The sequence below is a fragment of the Microtetraspora sp. NBRC 16547 genome (genome assembly GCF_030268965.1).
Taxonomy (GTDB): domain Bacteria; phylum Actinomycetota; class Actinomycetes; order Streptosporangiales; family Streptosporangiaceae; genus Microtetraspora.
In genome coordinates this window covers 14152-31146 of record NZ_BSSE01000028.1, presented here as the reverse complement: position 1 = coordinate 31146, position 16995 = coordinate 14152, and the positions used below count along the sequence as shown (strand labels likewise).

General features: G+C 69.6%; 15 protein-coding genes. 11 read left to right on the top strand and 4 right to left on the bottom strand.

Features of this window, described 5'->3' with window-relative positions; genetic code table 11:
- Nucleotides 1–3: 3 nt before the first annotated feature.
- Together QSK17_RS29020 and QSK17_RS29015 are read right to left on the bottom strand one after the other, a co-directional pair.
- Entirely contained in the window at nt 4–1164 is a 1161-nt protein-coding gene (locus QSK17_RS29020; protein WP_285708636.1) for a steroid 3-ketoacyl-CoA thiolase, read from the bottom strand.
- A gap of 81 nt (nt 1165–1245) precedes the next feature.
- A complete protein-coding gene (locus QSK17_RS29015; protein ID WP_285708635.1) occupies nt 1246–1905 on the bottom strand; it encodes a TetR family transcriptional regulator in 660 nt (219 codons plus the stop codon).
- 372 nt (nt 1906–2277) lie between these two features.
- On the opposite strand from QSK17_RS29015, the gene QSK17_RS29010 reads away from it, so the two are divergent.
- From QSK17_RS29010 to QSK17_RS29000, 3 genes are read left to right on the top strand one after another with little or no spacing between them, the layout of a single operon-like run.
- Nucleotides 2278–3348 carry an acyl-CoA dehydrogenase family protein gene (locus QSK17_RS29010; protein ID WP_285708634.1) on the top strand — a complete coding sequence of 357 codons (1071 nt, stop codon included), beginning with the start codon at nt 2278–2280 and terminating at the stop codon, nt 3346–3348.
- Nucleotides 3348–4520, top strand: a complete 1173-nt coding sequence (locus QSK17_RS29005) for an acyl-CoA dehydrogenase family protein (RefSeq protein ID WP_285708633.1) — start codon at nt 3348–3350, stop codon at nt 4518–4520. Before QSK17_RS29010 ends, QSK17_RS29005 begins: the two co-directional genes overlap by 1 nt.
- A gap of 24 nt (nt 4521–4544) precedes the next feature.
- Nucleotides 4545–4751 carry a hypothetical protein gene (locus tag QSK17_RS29000; RefSeq protein ID WP_285708631.1) on the top strand — a complete coding sequence of 69 codons (207 nt, stop codon included), beginning with the start codon at nt 4545–4547 and terminating at the stop codon, nt 4749–4751.
- Between the two features lie 147 nt (nt 4752–4898).
- Here the strand turns inward: QSK17_RS29000 and QSK17_RS28995 are convergent, their stop codons facing one another.
- Nucleotides 4899–6755 (bottom strand): hypothetical protein, encoded by a 1857-nt coding sequence (locus QSK17_RS28995; RefSeq protein WP_285708630.1) that lies wholly within the window; start codon nt 6753–6755, stop codon nt 4899–4901.
- A 277-nt stretch (nt 6756–7032) separates the two neighbouring features.
- Between QSK17_RS28995 and QSK17_RS28990 the strand changes: the two genes are divergently transcribed.
- The 8 genes from QSK17_RS28990 (at nt 7033) to QSK17_RS28955 (ending at nt 15246) form a co-directional block, all read left to right on the top strand.
- A complete protein-coding gene (locus QSK17_RS28990) occupies nt 7033–8190 on the top strand; it encodes an ABC transporter ATP-binding protein (RefSeq protein WP_285708628.1) in 1158 nt (385 codons plus the stop codon).
- Entirely contained in the window at nt 8183–8845 is a 663-nt protein-coding gene (locus QSK17_RS28985) for an ABC transporter permease (RefSeq protein WP_285708627.1), read from the top strand. The genes QSK17_RS28990 and QSK17_RS28985 overlap by 8 nt, the downstream gene beginning before the upstream one ends.
- Complete coding sequence (locus tag QSK17_RS28980) at nt 8842–9504, top strand: ABC transporter permease (protein ID WP_285708626.1); 663 nt, start codon at nt 8842–8844, stop codon at nt 9502–9504. The genes QSK17_RS28985 and QSK17_RS28980 overlap by 4 nt, the downstream gene beginning before the upstream one ends.
- 32 nt (nt 9505–9536) lie before the next feature.
- Entirely contained in the window at nt 9537–10445 is a 909-nt protein-coding gene (locus tag QSK17_RS28975) for an ABC transporter substrate-binding protein (protein ID WP_285708625.1), read from the top strand.
- 95 nt (nt 10446–10540) lie between these two features.
- Nucleotides 10541–11020: a flavin reductase family protein gene (locus QSK17_RS28970; RefSeq protein ID WP_285708624.1), complete on the top strand. Its 480-nt coding sequence runs from the start codon at nt 10541–10543 to the stop codon at nt 11018–11020.
- A gap of 123 nt (nt 11021–11143) precedes the next feature.
- Entirely contained in the window at nt 11144–12787 is a 1644-nt protein-coding gene (locus tag QSK17_RS28965) for a serine/threonine-protein kinase (protein ID WP_285708623.1), read from the top strand.
- Between the two features lie 24 nt (nt 12788–12811).
- Nucleotides 12812–12982: a hypothetical protein gene (locus QSK17_RS28960; RefSeq protein WP_285708622.1), complete on the top strand. Its 171-nt coding sequence runs from the start codon at nt 12812–12814 to the stop codon at nt 12980–12982.
- A gap of 488 nt (nt 12983–13470) precedes the next feature.
- On the top strand, nt 13471–15246 hold the full coding sequence (locus QSK17_RS28955; RefSeq protein ID WP_285708620.1) for an asparagine synthase-related protein: 1776 nt from the start codon (nt 13471–13473) through the stop codon (nt 15244–15246).
- 23 nt (nt 15247–15269) lie between these two features.
- On the opposite strand, the gene sppA is transcribed toward QSK17_RS28955, so the two are convergent.
- Entirely contained in the window at nt 15270–16958 is a 1689-nt protein-coding gene (gene sppA, locus QSK17_RS28950) for a signal peptide peptidase SppA (protein WP_285708619.1), read from the bottom strand.
- Nucleotides 16959–16995: the final 37 nt, after the last annotated feature.

Genomic DNA, 16995 nt, shown 5'->3' with positions numbered 1-16995 from the left:
ACGTCAGAGACGCTCGATGATCGTGGCCGTGGCCAGCGCGCCTCCGGCACACATCGAGATCAGCGCGGTCGAGGAGTCGGAGCGCTCCAGTTCGTGCAGGGCCGTGGTGATCAACCGAGACCCGGTGGCCCCGACCGGGTGGCCCAGCGCGATCGCGCCTCCGTTGACGTTGACGCGGTCCATGTCCGGTTCGTGCACGGACGCCCACGAGAGGACGACGGATGCGAACGCCTCGTTCACCTCGAACAGGTCGATGTCGCTCGCGGACATCCCGGTCTGCGCGAACACCTTGGCCGTCGCATCCACCGGCCCGTCGAGGTGGTAATACGGCTCGCTGCCGACCAGAGCCTGGGCCAGGATCCGCGCGCGGGGGCGCAGGCCGTTCCGTGCGGCCGCCTCCTCGCTCATGAGCAGCACGGCCGCCGCGCCGTCGGAGATCTGCGAGGACGTGCCCGCCGTGTGGAGCCCGTCCTCGCCCAGTACGGGGCGAAGGCGCGCGAGCCCGTCCACCGTGGTCTCGCGCAGCCCCTGGTCCTTGGTGACGGTGCGGCTCTCGCCAGTCGGTTGACCGTTTTCGTCGAGCACGGGGGCGACCACCGGAAGGATCTCGCGCTCGAACCGGTTGTCGGCCCATGCCTTGGCCGCCAGATGCTGGGACCGGGCGCCGAAGGCGTCGAGCCGTTCGCGGGTGAGGCCGCGCCGCTGCGCGATTCGTTCGGCGGCGGAGAACTGGTCGGGCAGGTCCAGCGACCAGTCGTCGGGCCTGGGCCGCGCCGGCTGCACGTTGCTCATCAGGGGCTGGCGGCTCATCACCTCGACGCCGCAGGCGATGCCGGCGTCGATGACGCCCGCCTGGATCATCGCGGCCACCAGGTGAACCGCCTGCTGGGACGATCCGCACTGGGCGTCGATCGTCGTCACACCCGTCTGGTACGGCAGGCCGGCGTACAACCAGGCGTGCCGTCCGATGTGCCCGCCCTGCTCGCCGGCCTGGGTCACGCAGCCTGCGAAGACCTGACCGACGATCGAGGGGTCGATGCCGGATTTCGCGACCAGCCCCTTCAGCGTGGCCGCCAGGACGGCCTGCGGCTTCAGGCCCGCGAGCCAGCCGTTCCGCTTACCGATCGGAGTGCGTACCGCCTCGACGATCACCGGTGTGCCCACGGTGGCCTCCTCCGTTTCAGAACCTTGTTCCAGTCCAGGACTGTAACCGGTTTCATATTTCGGTGGAAGGCCGGGAGCGGGTCAGAAGTCGATCAGCAGCCGAGCGGAGACGATCTCGATCCGGTGCTGGATCTGGTCGTAGGTCCGCAGTCCGCGGAGCATCTCGAGCAGTTCGTGGACCCACACGCTGGCGAGCGAGTCCGCCAGGGTGAGCTGGTCCTCCGTGGCCAGCTCCACGGTGAGGCCGTCGCCGGCGACGCGGAGCAGAAGCCTGGCCATCCGGTCGCCGAACGGCGTCTCCACCTCGGTCATGATCAGCGACCGGAGCAGCGCGTCGGCGAGCTCCGGCTCGCGCATCAGCCCCCGGGTGGCTCGCATCAGGACGTCGACGGCCCGCCCGGAAGCGGTCGGAGCGCTCGGCGGGCGCCGCTGGATGCTCGACTCCAGGAGGTCGATCTCCTCACCCACGACGGCGACGACGAGATCCATCTTGGACGGGAAGTAGCGATAGAGCGTGCCAAGCGCGACGCCGGCTCGTTCGGCCACGGTCCGCATCTGCATGGCCTCGACGCCGCCGCGCGACGCGAGTGCGGCCGCCGCCTGCACGATGCGCTTGCGCCGCTGGAGCTGGCTTCGCGTACGGGCGCCCGGAGCGGTCGCCGTGGTCGGGTGGTTCTCCACGCTGGCTGCCCCTTCCGGGCCCGGCGTCGCGGCCTCTCTGACGGCATCCGGGATACGCATAAGAACACGTTATCTGACTTCTTCTCCTGCTGGATGGTTACTCACCAGTCACAAAGAGGGTCGTCCTTGCATGTCTTTCTTGTTTCGGTCGGATGTCCTGACCAGATTGCGGTCTCGCGCTCTGGACAGAGATTAGACCCTGTTCTACTTTGCGGTTGGAGTGTCCTGCGGAGGAGGCCGGTGTGAGCGATGCCGTGGCGGGGTGCCGTGCCGGTCCGGCGGCCGCCGGGATGACCGCACATGTCCCGCGCGGTGACCGAAGAGATCCAGGTGGGCGCCTCCCGCAGTGCCCCACCACATGACCTGGAACACGACCCGGAACACGACCCGGAACGCGAACGCGTTGGCCCGCTACGACTTTCTGGAGATCTGATGGACTTCAACCTGGATGAGACCCAGGCAGAGTTACGCGCCCTGACCGCCGACGTCCTGGGGCGCATGGCCACCCACGCCAGGATCGAGGCGCATGAGGAGTCGGGCCTGCCGTACGACTCGGCGCTTTGGGCGGCGATGGCGCAGGCGGGGCTGCTCGGGGCGTGCCTTCCTGAGGAGGCGGGTGGCGCCGGGCTCGGCCCGGTCGGGATGGCGGTGATCCTCCGAGAGGTCGGCGCCCACGTCGCTCCCGTGCCCGCGCTGTCCAGCCTGGTCGCCGCGCTCACGATCGGCCGATACGGCACGGCCGAGCAGAGGGCGGCGCTCGCGCCGCTGGTCGAAGGGGCGGCCGTGCTGGCGGTCGCGTTGCGCGAACCCGGTGCGGACCTCTCCGACCCGCCCGCGACGATCGCGAGGGACGGCCGGATCACCGGGCACAAGAGCATGGTCTCCCACGCCGCCGCGGCGTCGCGCATCCTCGTGCCGGCGCAGGTCGAGGGATCGGGTGTCGGGCTGTTCCTCGTCGATCCCGGAGCGGTCACCGTTCACGACATGCCGCTGGCCACCGGAGAACCCGGCGCGGTGATCAGCATGGACGGCGTCCCCGGAGAACCCGTCGGAGCGGCGGACGGCCGGGCCTACGAGACGCTGCGGTCGCACGCCCTCGCGGGGATCACGGCGACCGCCTCCGGAGTCCTGGCGGGCGCGCTCAAGCTCACCACCGACTACATCCGGACGCGCAGGCAGTTCGATCGGGCACTGGCCGAGTTCCAGGCGGTGACCATGCAGATCGCCGACGTCTACATCGCGGCACGGGCCATCGACGTGGCCGTCTGGTCGGGTGTGTGGCGGCTGGCCGAGGGGCTGCCCGCCGAAGAGGACCTGGCGATAGCGGCGTACACCGCGTCGGACTCCGTCGTGAGAGCCCTCTACACCTGCCAGCACCTGCACGGCGGCATGGGCCTCGACGTGACCTATCCGCTGCACCGTTACTTCGCCTGGGGCAAGCACGCCGCCCACCTGCTCGGCGGCGCGGAGGCCCAGCTCGACCTGATCGGAGCCCTGGTCTGATGTTCATCGAACTCACGCGAGAGCAGCGCCGGATCCGCGACGAGCTGCGCGAATACTTCGCGGGCTGCATCACCCCCGAGGATCGCGAGAAGATCGCCGCCGACCCGTTCGGCCCCGCGTACATGGAGCACTGCAAGCGGCTCGGCCGGGACGGCAAGCTCGGCCTCGGGTGGCCCAAGGAGTACGGCGGCGGCGGTTACGGCCCGCTGGAACAGCAGATATTCGCGAACGAGATCGCGCTCGCCGAGGTGCCGTACCCGATCATCACGGTCGGCACCGTGGGCCCGACCCTCATGCAGTACGGCACCGCCGAGCAGAAGGAGTTCTTCCTGCCACGCATCCTCGCGGGCGAGTGCCACTTCGCGGTCGGATACAGCGAGCCGGAGGCGGGTACGGACCTCGCTTCCCTGCGGACCACAGCGGTCAGGGACGGCGACCACTACGTGGTCAACGGGCAGAAGATCTTCACCTCGGGCGCGCACCACGCGCAGTACGTCTGGCTCGCCGCGCGTACCGACCCCGCCGCGAAGAAACATCGCGGGATCACCATGATGATCGTGGACTGCGCCGACCCCGGCTACTCGTGGACGCCGATCATCACCATGGACGGGCGGCACCACACGAACGCGACGTACTACAGCGATGTCCGCGTCCCCGTGGACATGGTCGTCGGCGAGGTGAACAAGGGTTGGGACCTGATCGTCAACCAGCTCAACCACGAGCGGGTGACGCTCGGCCCGGCGGGCAACATCGGTCACACGTACGTCCGGTTCCTCAGGTGGGCCAAGGGGAAGCCGGGCCGTGACGGCAGACCGCTCTTCGAGAACCCGGCGGTACGACGCGCGATCGCCCAGGTGTACGCATATTTCCGGACCAACGAACTGCTGAACTGGCAGGTGGCCGCCAACATGGACCTGGGGTGGCTGGGAGCGCCCGACGCGTCCGCTACCAAGATCTACGCCTCCGAGCGAATGCAGGACGTCGGCCGCATCGTCGGCGACACCATCGCCAGGTACGGCGATCCGGCGGACGAGGAGACGCGCGACCTGATCGAGCGGGTGGACCGGGGCGTCAAGGGCGCACTCGTGCTCACCTTCGGCGGCGGGGTCAACGAGGTCCAGCGCGAGCTGATCGCCATGCTCGGCCTCCAGCTCCCCAAGCCGCCCCGATGAGCGCACCCCGATGAACGCACCCCGATGAACGCACAGGGCCCCGTCGGTGGGGAAAGCGTTGCGGGAACCACGGGAGGGCCGGACGGGCCGGAACAGCCCGACGGGCCGGGTGGTCGTGATGGCGTGGAGAGGACGCTGCACGAGCTGGTGGGCAGGGTGATCGCGGCAGGTGAGGGGCCGCGCCTGCCCAGCCCTGACGCTCGCCCGGCCCTGACGCTCGCCCGGCCCTGACGCTCGGTTCGCGCCCCGGGGCCTGACTCTTGGGCGGAGCACCCTGGCCCGCCCTGACGCCCGGCGTGCCCTGACGCTCGACCGGCGTACTGGCTCGGCCGGTCTTGATGCTCGCCTCGGTCGGCCGGACCGGAGGCTTCCGGAAGGTCAGGGAGTGGTGAACGTGGGCATCGAGAAGAAGACGATCAGTGCGATCGCCACGCAGATCAGGAAGCCTACGAGCTCCCAGGCCCAGTCGTAGTGGCGCTCTCGGCGCTTTCCGGGCTTCGCCTTGCCCTTCGCCTTCGCCGGGACCGAGACCGCGTCCTTGGCCTTGGCCTTGGACGACTCGGACGCCTTGGCCGAGGCCTTGGTCGCGGCCTTGAGCGCCTTCTTGGCCGCCGCCTTGCGCTGCTTGGCCGCCTTGCGGTCTCCGGTGGCCGTGCCGTCTCCGGCGGTCGTACCGCCCTCGGAGGGTTCGGCGAGCTCGGCCGGCACGGCGTCCGGCTCCGTGACGCGGGTCTCGGCGGCGGGCGCCGCCTCGATCGCCGGAGCCGGGGAGTCTGTCAAGGCCGGGAAGCTCGTCAGGGCCGGGAAGGCCGCCGGTGCGGCCGACGTCTCCTCGGCGGGGCGGAACGCGTCGAATGTCACCGCGTCGAATGTCACGGTGTCGAATGTCACGGCGTCGAATGTCACCGCGTCGCCCGAGACGGTGGATGCCCCCGAGATCGGGGGCATCGCCTCGGTGGGGAAGGCCTCGTGAGCGGAGGGATCACGGCGAGGCGAGACGACCTCCCCGGCCAAGGAAGCCTGCCCGATCGAGGGCGTCTGGTCGGACGAGGAGAAGGGATAGAGCGCGGAGCCCCACGAAGCCGTCGAATCCGCTGTGGCCGAGTGGCGCGGTGCCGCCGTCTCAGCGGCCGGGGAAGCCATCTCGACCGTGGCCGGGAGTGCTGACTCGCGCGGAGCGGGCAAGGCCGGCGGGGCGGGCAAGGTGGGTGTGGACGGCGGGGCGTCCGTAACGGTCAGATCCCGCCCGGCCGGAGCCGAAGCCTGTTCTCTCGAAGCCGGAGCCTCCCCGGCGGAAGCCGGAGCCTCCCCGGCGGAAGCCGGAGCCTGCTTGCCCGAAGCCGGAGCCTCCCCGGCGGAAGCGGGAGTCTGTGCGGCGCGTCGCTTCCGGTCGGTGAACGCCGCCAAGAGCGAGGGGCGCAGCCGGGGCATCGGCTCGGTCGTCGCCTCGTGCTTGGACCTGCGTCCGGGCTGCGGCGGTGCGAGGGCCTCCGCGGGCAGCACGCACGTGTTGGTGACCTGGTTGGGGTCGGTGAGCGGCAGCGGCCACGCGGGCGTGGTCGGCCACAGCTTCCTCGTCGGCAGTGTCGTAGGGGCGGCCGCGACGGCGGCGCTGTCGCCGGGCTCCTCCATGGGGAGGGAGGACAGCACCCGGGCCCGCACCGCGGCGGCGGGGCGGCGCCAGGGCAGCCGGGCCAGCACGTCCTCGATCGGCGAGACGACGATGGCGTCGTAGACCTCGGCGACGCCCACTGGCACGTACGGGGCCGACCGGGCCGCGGTCGTCGCGGTGATGAGAGTCTGGGAAAAGCGGCGGCGCGCGCTGAGTGTGAGCTCGGCCGCGGTGTCGGTGGCGACCTCGAACACCCAGGAGAGCTCACTGGTGGTCAGGCCGCAGACGGCGGACAGGAGGAGGACTTCCCGCTGGTGGGGGCGGATGTCACGGAAGACTCGCTCGATCAGCGCGGTGGCCGGGTCGGCGACCGAGTCCACTGCCGGTAGCGCGTAGCTGACGTCCCGGCGGTAGATCTCGCGCCGGGCGAGGGCGTACAGCGCGGCGCGCGCGGGGGAGGGGTCGGTCGGCACTCCGGTGAAGACGGACACCACCGCGTCGGCGGCGGAGCTCGTCTCGCCGAGCTGGTCGTGGCAGTAAGCGAACAGCCCGGCGGCGTGACGTTCGTAGAGCTCGGCGATCAGCTCACTGCGGGTCCGCTGACCGGTGAGCGGTGTTGTCACGGCCGGTTCCTCTGAGGTTGGTGCGAGTCTTGAGAGTGTAGTCAATCATGCCGGGTGCCCAGGGGCCACCGCACTATTCGAAGTGTCTTTGATAGACATTTAGTAAGTAATTTAGGAGAGCATTCATCCGTTCCATTTCTTCCAGAGATGGGACACGACGGGCGAGATGCCCGCATAGGCTGGTTGGGAGGATCATGTGGCTGAGCAGTGCTCAGGGGAACGGTAGGGGCCTCAGGGTTGTTGACGTGATCGCAAACTCTCGAAGGACGAGGTTCCTGTGATCACATTTGAAGGCGTCACCAAGCGCTACGCCGACGGAACCGTCGCGGTGGACGACCTCAGTCTTGAGGCGCCCACGGGGGCGATCACGGTGTTCGTCGGCCCGTCGGGATGTGGCAAGACGACGTCGCTACGGATGATCAATCGGATGATCGACGCCACGGAGGGGCGGATCCTCCTGGACGGCCAGGACGTGCGGGAGATCGACCCGCCCACCCTTCGCCGGGGCATCGGATACGTCATCCAGCAGGCGGGCCTGTTCCCGCATCGCAAGATCGTGGACAACGTGGCGACCGTGCCGTACCTGCTCGGCTGGGACAAGAAGCGGGCCCGGGCCCGGGCGATGGAGTTGCTCGAACGGGTGGGGCTGGACTCCGACCTGGCGCGGCGCTATCCGTACCAGCTCTCCGGTGGCCAGCAGCAGCGGGTGGGCGTGGCGCGGGCGCTCGCCGCCGACCCGCCCGTGCTGCTGATGGACGAGCCGTTCAGCGCGGTCGATCCGGTTGTCCGGGCGAGCCTGCAGGAGGAGTTGCTCCGTCTCCAGTCGGACCTGCAGAAGACGATCGTGTTCGTCACGCACGACATCGACGAGGCGATCAAGCTGGGCGACATGGTCGCCGTCCTGCGTGTGGGTGGCCGTCTCGCCCAGATGGCGGGCCCCGCGACGCTGCTGACCGCGCCCGCGGACGATTTCGTCCGCGAGTTCCTCGGCCGTGACCGGGGCATCCGCCGTCTCTCGTTCATCCCCGCCAAGGACGTCCGGCTGAGTGCGGCTCCCGCCGACCTCGCGGTGGACGCCTCCGGCCGCCCGCTGGGCTGGCGGGCCGACGAGGGGCTCCTGCCGTACGGGACCTTCGATCCGGAGCGTGACTCGCTGCGCGCGGCACTGGACGCGGCCCTGCTGGCGCCCAACGGGAACGCCGTTGCGGTCGACGAGGACGGCGGGGTGATCGGTGTGGCCACCCGCGAGGCGCTGGACGAGGTGCTGGGGCAGTACGCCGCGCGCTCCGCCGCGCCGGACCCCGGCGACCCGCGCGGAGGACCCGCGCACGAAGAGTCCCGGCATGAGTCCCCGGATGCGGATCCCGCGCACGAAGAGTCCCGGGATGAGTCCCGGGGTGCGGATCCCGCGCGCGGGGAGGACCCGCATGGGTGACGAACCCCTGGTGCGATGGGACTGGATCTGGCGCAACTGGGACACCGGGCGGCCGGACAGCATCGTCGCACTGCTGGAGTCGCACGTTGTCATGGCGTTCCTCCCCGTGCTCTTCGGGTTGCTGCTCGCGCTGCCCATCGGCCTGGCGAGCGCCCGCTGGCGATGGCTCTACCAGCCGACGGTGAGCGTGATGAACATCGTCTACTCGCTGCCGTCGATCGCGGTCTTCATCGTGATGCTCGCGATCACCGGCCTCGGACAGGCGACGGTCATCGTGCCGCTCACGTTCTACTCGCTGGCGGTCCTGGTCCCGACCGTCGTGGACGGGCTCACCTCGATCCCGGACCACGTCCGGAATTCGGCGGTCGCCATGGGCTTCACCCCGCTGCGCCGGTTGGTGCGGGTCGAGCTGCCTTTGGCCGTGCCCGTCGTGCTGGCCGGTCTCCGGGTCGCCACCGTCTCCAGCATCAGCCTGGTCAGCGTCGGCGCGCTCATCGGACAGGGCGGGCTCGGCTACCTGTTCATCGACGGGTGGCAGCGGCAGTTCACCACGCCCATCGTGGTCGGCATCGTGGCGACCGTCCTGCTCGCCGTGATCGCGGACGGCCTGCTCGTGCTGGCGCAGCGGCTGCTGACCCCGTGGAGGCGCACGTGAACTGGCTGATCGACTTCTTCTCGAATCCGGCGAACTGGTCCGGCCCGGGAGGGATCCCCGTACGGCTGCTTGAGCACCTGGCGTTCTCGGTGGTGGCGCTGCTGATGGCGACGGCCGTCGCGGTCCCGCTCGGGCTCTGGGCCGGGCACACCGGCCGCGGCTCACACGTCGTCGTGATCAGCGCGAACGTCGCCAGGGCGCTGCCCACCCTCGGCATCCTCGTGCTCGTCGTACTGATCATCGGGGTCGGCAGCGCCTGGCCGGTGCTCATCCCGCTGGTCCTGCTGGCGGTGCCGCCCATCCTGGTCAACACGTACGAGGGTGTGCGCGGCGTCGACCCCGACCTGCGCGACGCGGCGTACGGCATGGGCCTGCGGGGACCGCAGGTCCTCTTCAAGGTGCTCGTCCCCGTCGCGCTGCCGCTGATCCTCCTGGGACTGCGGCTGGCGGCCATCCAGGTGGTGGCGACGGCCACCGTCGCGGCCTACGTCGGCCTGGGCGGCCTGGGCCGCTTCATCATGGACGGCCTCGCCACCCAGAACTACACGATCACGATCGGCGGCGCCTTTCTCGTCGTCGTGCTCGCCCTGGCGGCGCAAGCCGGGTTCACCCTGCTGTCCCGGGTAGCGGTCTCGCCCGGCATCCGGCGGGCACGGTAATCTATGCTTTACCCCCCAATTGTGAAGGGAATATGATGAAACGCCTTGTCAGCGCTCTGGCGGTCGCCGTGACCGCGGCGCTCGCCTTGACCGCCTGCGGCGGCGGATCGGATCCGCTGTCCTCCACGAGCGCGTCCGCGGCCCCGGCGGACGCGAAGAAGGTGGTCGTGGGCTCGTTCAACTTCCCCGAGAGTGTGCTCCTCGCGTCGATCTACGCTCAGGCGTTGCAGGCCAAGGGCGTCACCGTCGAGGAGAAGCCCAACATCGGCAGCCGCGAGATCGTGTACGGCCAGATCAAGAGTGGCGGCCTGACCGTGCTGCCGGAGTACATCGGCTCGCTGCTCGCGTTCGTGGACAAGACCAGCACGGCCAAGACCGAGGACGAGATCCTCGCCGGGCTGAAGAAGGAGCTTCCCGCGGAGCTGGAGGTCCTGCAGCCCGCCGCCGCCGAGGACAACAACTCGCTGACGGTCACCAAGGAGACCGCCGCGAAGCACAACCTGACCACGATCGAGGACCTGGCCAAGGTGTCGAAGGACTTCGTCGTGGGCGGCCCGCCGGAGTTCAAGGAGCGCCAGGAGCAGAACTTCAAGGACGCCTACGGCCTGGAGTTCAAGGAGTGGAAGCCCACGGGTGACACCACGGCCGACGCGATCAAGAGCGGCACCGTCCAGGTGGGGAACGTCTTCACCACCGATCCGAAGATCCTGCTGAACGGCCTCGTCTCGCTCCAGGACACCAAGAACGCCTTCGGTGCGGACAACGTCGCGCCGCTCGTCTACCAGCCGGGCGTGGACGACACGGTCACCTCCACGCTCGACGCCGTCTCCGCCAAGCTCGACACCGCCACGCTGGTGACGTTGATGAAGCGCGTCTCCGTCGACAAGGACGACCCGCCCGTGGTCGCCAAGGACTGGCTCTCCCAGAACGGGCTGGTCTGATCGGATGATCACCCCGGCGGGCGCGCCCGCCGGGGTGATCGCCCCGAGGCATAGGCTCTGACCGCAACGACCGAACGTGATCACGGGGGAGCCGGGTGGGCGAGTTCGTCGAGGCGATGGGACAGTTGGCCGCCGGAGTGTCGGTGGTCACGGTCCGCGAGGGCAGGGACGATGTGGGGGCCACGGTCTCCACGCTGATGTCCGTGTCGCTCGACCCGCCCCTCGTCCTGGTGAGCCTCGCCGCCGGAAGCTACCTCACCGAGATGTTGCTGCGCCGGGACCGCTGGGCCATCGCGCTGCTCTCCGACGGGCAGCAGGCCATCGCCTCCCGGTTCGCCACGCCCGGCCGCCCGAGCGCCCGGCTGCTCCTGGCCGGCGCCCCCCACCATCGCGGGCCGTACAGCGAGGCGCTGGTCGTGGAGGGAGGGGTGGCCGCGCTGGAGGCCGAGACCACCCAGGTCGTCCCGGCGGGCGACCACATGCTCTTCGTCGCCCAGGTGCTCGCTGTCGACTACATCGACCCCGCCAAGGCCCCGCTCGTACGGCTCCGCGCCCGTTATCGCTCCGTCTCCTGATCGGCCCCCCTTCCGTACCATGCGTGAGCTGCCGGTTTGGTGGGGAAGGCCACATTTGTCCTGGTGACTGTGGCATGATCGACCGTCGGTTGACGACATGCTTCTTGATGGACGGTGTTCACGGTGACGACTGCTCCCCCTCCGGTCATCGTTGGCCGTTATCAGTTGATCCGTCCCCTGGGTCAGGGCGGGATGGGCACGGTCTGGGAGGGTCACGACACGGTCCTCGATCGGCCGATCGCGGTCAAGGAGGTGATCCTCCCGCCCGGGATCGGTGACGAGCAGCGGGCGGAGCTGATCGAGCGCGCCACCCGTGAGGCGCGGACCGCGGCGCGGATCAACCATCGGGGCATCATCGCGATCTATGACGCCGTCCAGCAGGACGGTCGTCCGTGGATCGTGATGGAGCTCGTCCCGTCGCGGTCTCTGGATCAGGTTCTCGCGGAGAACGGGCCTCTTCCGGCCGCTCGGGCCGCGGAGATCGGGCGGGAGGTGCTCTCCGCGCTGACCTGCGCTCATGCGGCCGGTGTCATCCATCGTGACGTGAAGCCTGCCAACATCCTGGTCGGGCGGGACGGCCGAATCGTGCTCACCGATTTCGGCATCGCGACGTTTGAGGAGGACCCGTCGCTCACCAGGACGGGGATGGTCACCGGGTCGCCGAGTTTCATCGCTCCGGAGCGGGTCAGCGGGGCGCAGGCCGGGCCGGCCTCGGATCTCTGGTCGCTCGGAGCGACTCTGTACGCGTTGGTCACCGGGAGGTCGCCATTCCACAGGGACAGCGGGATGGCTGTCCTGGCGGCTCTCATCAGCAACGAACAGGCCGATCTCACTCGGGTGCCCCCGGAGATCCGTCCGGCCCTGGCCGGGCTGCTGGTGAAGGACCCGGCGTACCGCGTCGGTCCGGAGGAGGCGGACCGACTGCTGGCCGCGGCGGCGAGTGGCGTTGTGCCGGGTGGCCCAGTGCCGAGCGGTGCCAGGCCGGGCGGCCCCTTGATGGACAGTCCTGTGGGGGGCGCCGTGGCACCGGATCATGACCGGTCATGGCAGGAGCCCACCCGCCCTGTCCACGATCGCTCATCCGGGCGCAAGCGGAGATCGCGCACAGCGAGAGAGTCCGTACGGGACCGCTTGCGCGGACGGATGCCCGACAGGTGGCCAAGCCGTACGGCGACGCTGATCGCGGCGGTCACGCTGCTGGGAGTGGCGGCGGGCGGCTGGTTCCTGCTGCAGGGAGAGAAGGCGGATCAAACGGAGGGGGCGGGCAACCGCCCGGCCGCGGTGTCCGCCCCGCCCAGGACGCTCGCGCTCCGCTCCTTCTCCTCCGACCAGGGGTGGTCCATCCAGGCACCCAAGGCGTGGAAGAACGACCGCAACGATTACGGCCAGCAGTGGTGGTCGGATCCCAAGGGACGCGCGGTGCTCAGCATCGAGGTCGGCGAAGTGGAAGACGGCGAGGCCGATCCCATGGGCTACCTGGAGAAAATGGATCGCGACTTCGAGGCGGAGGGCACGAAATACGAGCGCGCCAATCTCGCCCGGGTACCCGTGAGCGTCGGCGAGGCGGCGGAGTTGGAGTTCACCGGCTTCACGGCGACCCCTTCCTCCGAGATCGTCGAGCTGAAGGGTGGCTATCGCCAGGTGACGCGGGTGATCTCCACGGGGGCATCGCTCTGCTTCCTGCACTGGCAGGTGCGCGAGCAATATTGGGACACCTTCCAGCCCACGATGCGGGCCGTGTTCAGGTCCTTCATCACGCCCTCCTGAGCAGCGCCTTCCACGCGCGGGCGGGTGGTCCGCCAGTCGGCGGTCGCCGCGACGACCCTGGTCGTGCCGGCCGGTGACCGCACGTTCTTCACCACCGCCGTGCCGGCCGTCGAGCACATTGACTCCGCCAGGACCCCGTTCCTACGGCTCCGCTCCCGCCGCCGCATGGGCCGGGCGATTATGCGAACCGCGTGAAATTGATTGATTCTTCAGCGTGACATCGGTTGCGCGCTGAAACCGGGAAAGCGCGCCTTTTACTGTCATATTGATATTCACCTGACAGTTCGGACCTCCATGTGCAACGATCATGAATGGATTTGCCGTTTTGGATACGGGGGTACTGATGGTCAGGATTTATGGCGCACTGGCGCACTGGCGTTCGTGCGGGGTTCAGCCGATGCCGCGGCATCTCCCGGTGAAAATCCACGTGTAAGTCGATCGTCCTGATTGCAGCCGCCACACCGCGGCTGCAACGGATCGTAGATCGACGACCGACTACGGCTGTGATGTCGCGATCGCGCGCTGCCGTGCCGGATTCGCACCGGATCCACCGGCGGGTCCGCCGCATCACTGAGGGCGCGCGATGCGGGAGCACGCGATGCGGGAGCACGCGATATCGCCCCGACCTCAGACAGCCGGACATGTGACTCTGTGAGGTGAAAGTGCGCGTTTTTCTCGCGGCGGTGAGCAAAGGCACGGCTCCGCCGGAATTCCTCGACCAGGTGATCCGGCACGCGGAAAGCCTGGTCGAACAGGTGTTTCCGGTGCCGCCGGACACCGTCGCCGCCGTACAGCGGCGATTTCCCGGGGCCGTGTTGCTCGGTTGGGGGAACGAGGGAGAGAGCGGCACACGGCCGGCTCTGGTCATGGCGACGGATTCCCGGGCGCTCGGAGTCACCGGAACGTTGCTCGACTGGAGCGGAGCGCATGATCTGCTCAACGCGTCATCGATGCGCGACACCGCCCACCGGATGCCAGGGTGTTTCGCGGCGCTTCGCATCGAACCGGGGGCGATGACGGCCGTCACCGACATGACGCGGGCGTGCGGGGTCTTCTACGCCGAGACCCCGGAGCTGCACATCGTGGGAACCCGCGCGCTGCTCGTGCACCTGGTGGCCCGTGACGGCCGCACCATCGACTGGGATGTGCCGGCCCTCCAGTCGATGGTGCGGCAGGGCTACTTCCTGTCCGACGAGACGCCCTTCGAGGGAGTGCGCGCGTTGCCGCCGGCGACCACGCTGGAGATCCGCGACGGAATCCGGAAGATCACGTCGGTCCCGTTGCCCGGGTCCGGACCCGTACCGGAGTCCCGCCGGGGCAAGCGGGACGCGATCGAGGGGTTGGCCGAAGCGCTGATAGAAACGGTCAGGCCGCTCACCGACCAGGTGAATCTGGCGCTCACCGGAGGACGGGACAGCCGGCTCATGGCCGCCCTGCTCCACGCGGCCAAGGTTCCGTTCCGGGTGACGACCAACGGTCTGGACGACCACCCGGATGTGGTGATCGCGCGGCGGATCGCCGCGAAGCTCGGTGTCGAGCACACGGTGATTCCCCCCAAGCGCACCGAGCAGCGGGACGCGGTGCTCGTGGAGCACCCGCTCCGCCGTACGTTCGAGGTGCTGCGTACGTGCGAGGGCATGACCTCCGCCTACGAGACCATCGTCGAGTACCTGCCGTACAGCTCCAGGCTCACCATGTCCGGGCAGAGCGGTGAGATCCTGCGCGGCGGGTTCCTCTACAGCCAGGGGAATCCCGCCCCCAAAGCGATGCGGCGGAGAGTGGACGTCTTCTTCCTGAAGGACGAGGCACTCTTCACCGAGGACGCCAACGCGCACGCGCGCCGCCTCGCCGCTCCCTGGCAGGAGCGGGCCATGACCGATCCGGCCCAGGTCCTCGACCACATGTACGTCACCTACAGGGTGGGCAGATGGCACGCGGCCGCCCGCGCGGGGTCCCTGCGGAGGGGAGACGCCGTGCAGCCGTTTCTCGACAACCGGGTGGTGGCGGCGGCGCTCGCGCTCGACCCCATGTGGCGCCGTTCCGAGGAGGTCGTCCACGAGCTCATCGGCATGTTCGCTCCCCAGCTGCGGCGGATACCGATCGAGGGCGCCGAATGGAGGTTCATGGCCGAGCGCACTCCCTCCCGATGGGAGTCCCTGCTCGCCCGGCGGCAGCCGCCCGCCCCGGCGGCGCAGAAGAAGGGCGCGGGCGGCTGGAACTGGCGGACCAGCCCCGGCGAGCAGCTGACCGCGGTTCTCCGCGAGGGCGTGCTGGACGGCGACGTCCTCTGGGACATCGTCAGGAAGGACGCCGTCGAGGACCTGTTCGCCGCCCCCGCGGTCAAGCAGCCCGCGCTGGCCTGGAATCTCTACACGGTCGGCGCGATGCTGTCCGGGCTGTACCCCGGGAGCGTGCCGGACGACCTGACCCCCGTCGAAGTACGCATTCCCCGGGCCTGACGGCGACAGGTGCTATGAACTGGTCAGCGGATCGTCCACCAGCCGGGCAGGACGAGCGGGCCGTACGCCGGGAGGCCCAGCTCGGCGGCGACGCGGGCCATCGGCCCCCACGCCTCCAGGCGGATCCGGGCCGGGGCCGCCGACCTGTCCTCGCTCGACTCGGGCGGGAACAGCCGCTCAAGGGGATGCATCCGCGGATAGGTCCTGACCGGCGCGTCCACGGCGAGACCCGCCTTCTTCCTGGCGAGGGCCAAGGCGTCCTCCAGACCGCCGAGCTCGTCCACCAGGCGGCCCTCCAGCGCGTCGGCACCGGTCCAGACCCGGCCTCTGGCCAGCTCGTGCGCCCGGTCCCGGTCCAGCCCGCGTCCCTGCGCCACCTTGCCCACGAAATCGTCGTAGATGCGGTCGAGCCAGGCGTTCACCCGATCCCACTGCGGGCCGGAGAACTCGCGCGTGGGGGAGAACATCCCGGCGTTGACGCCCTCGGTCACCGCCTCCGTCACCACGCCGATCTTGCCGAGCAGCTCGCTGACGACCGGCTTGCCGCCGAACACGCCGATCGAGCCGGTGAGCGTGCCGGGCTGGGCCACGATCACGTCGGCGGCCATCGACACGAAGTACCCGCCGGACGCGGCGAGGTCGCCCATGGAGACGATGACCGGCTTGCCCGCCTTGCGGGCCAGCACCACCTCACGCCAGATGGCGTCGGACGCGACGTACGACCCGCCGGGGCTGTCCACCCGGAACACGATCGCCTTCACCTTGTCGTCGCGGCGGGCCGAGCGCAGCGCGGCGCAGATCGTGTCGGACCCCATGGAGTTCCCGCCGCCGAGCGGTGAACGGCCGCTGCGCCCCAGGCGGATCATGCCGATCCCGTGGACCAGCGCGACGACGTGCTCGCCGGGGTGCGGGAGCTTCTTGGGCAGCGGGTTCCTGGCGTACCGGGAGACGTAGAGGAGGTGGGCGTCGCCGACCGTCTCGCCGTACACCTCGTCGCGATATTTCAGGGCGTCGACGAGACCGGCTTCGAGCGCCTCCGGCCCGACGAACGGTCCCTGGTCGATCAGCTCGCGGACCCGTTCGGGCGTGAGGGAGCGCGCTTCGGCGATGCCCTTCACGATCTGCTCGGTCACCGACTCGGCGATCCGGGTCGCGGACTCGCGGTGCGCGTCGGTCATGTGGTTCTGGGTGAACGTGTTGGCCGCGGTCTTGTACTCGTACCGCTGGCCGAGCTGGTATTCCACGCCGGCCTTGGCCAGCGCGTCACGGACGAACCGCTGCTCAAGCGAGACGCCCGTCAGCCCCACGTCCCCGGACGGCTGCAGGTAGACCCGCTCGCAGGCGCTGGCCAGGTAGTACGGGACGGTCCCGGCGGCGAACTCCCCGAAGGTCTCCCCGAACGCGACGGTCAGCTTCCCGGTGGCGCGGAGCCGGAGGAGGGCGGCCCGCACCTCCTGGACCATGCCCAGGCCGAGCGGATGCCCGCCGATCTTGACGATGACCGCGCGCACCCGGGGGTCCTGGCGGGCCCGCTTGAGCCCGGAGAGAACGTCGGCCAGCCGCGCCTTGCGCATGGTCATGATCGCACTCAGCGGATCGACCGGCGGTCCTTCCGTGAGTCCCTCCGTCAGGTCGAGCTCCAGGACCAGTGGCGCTGTGCGGCGCTGCCGCAACCGGTCGACCGTATCGATGATCGCTTTCGTCGCGTCCATAGTGCCACCATAAGTGACGATTTCGCGCGACGGAGTG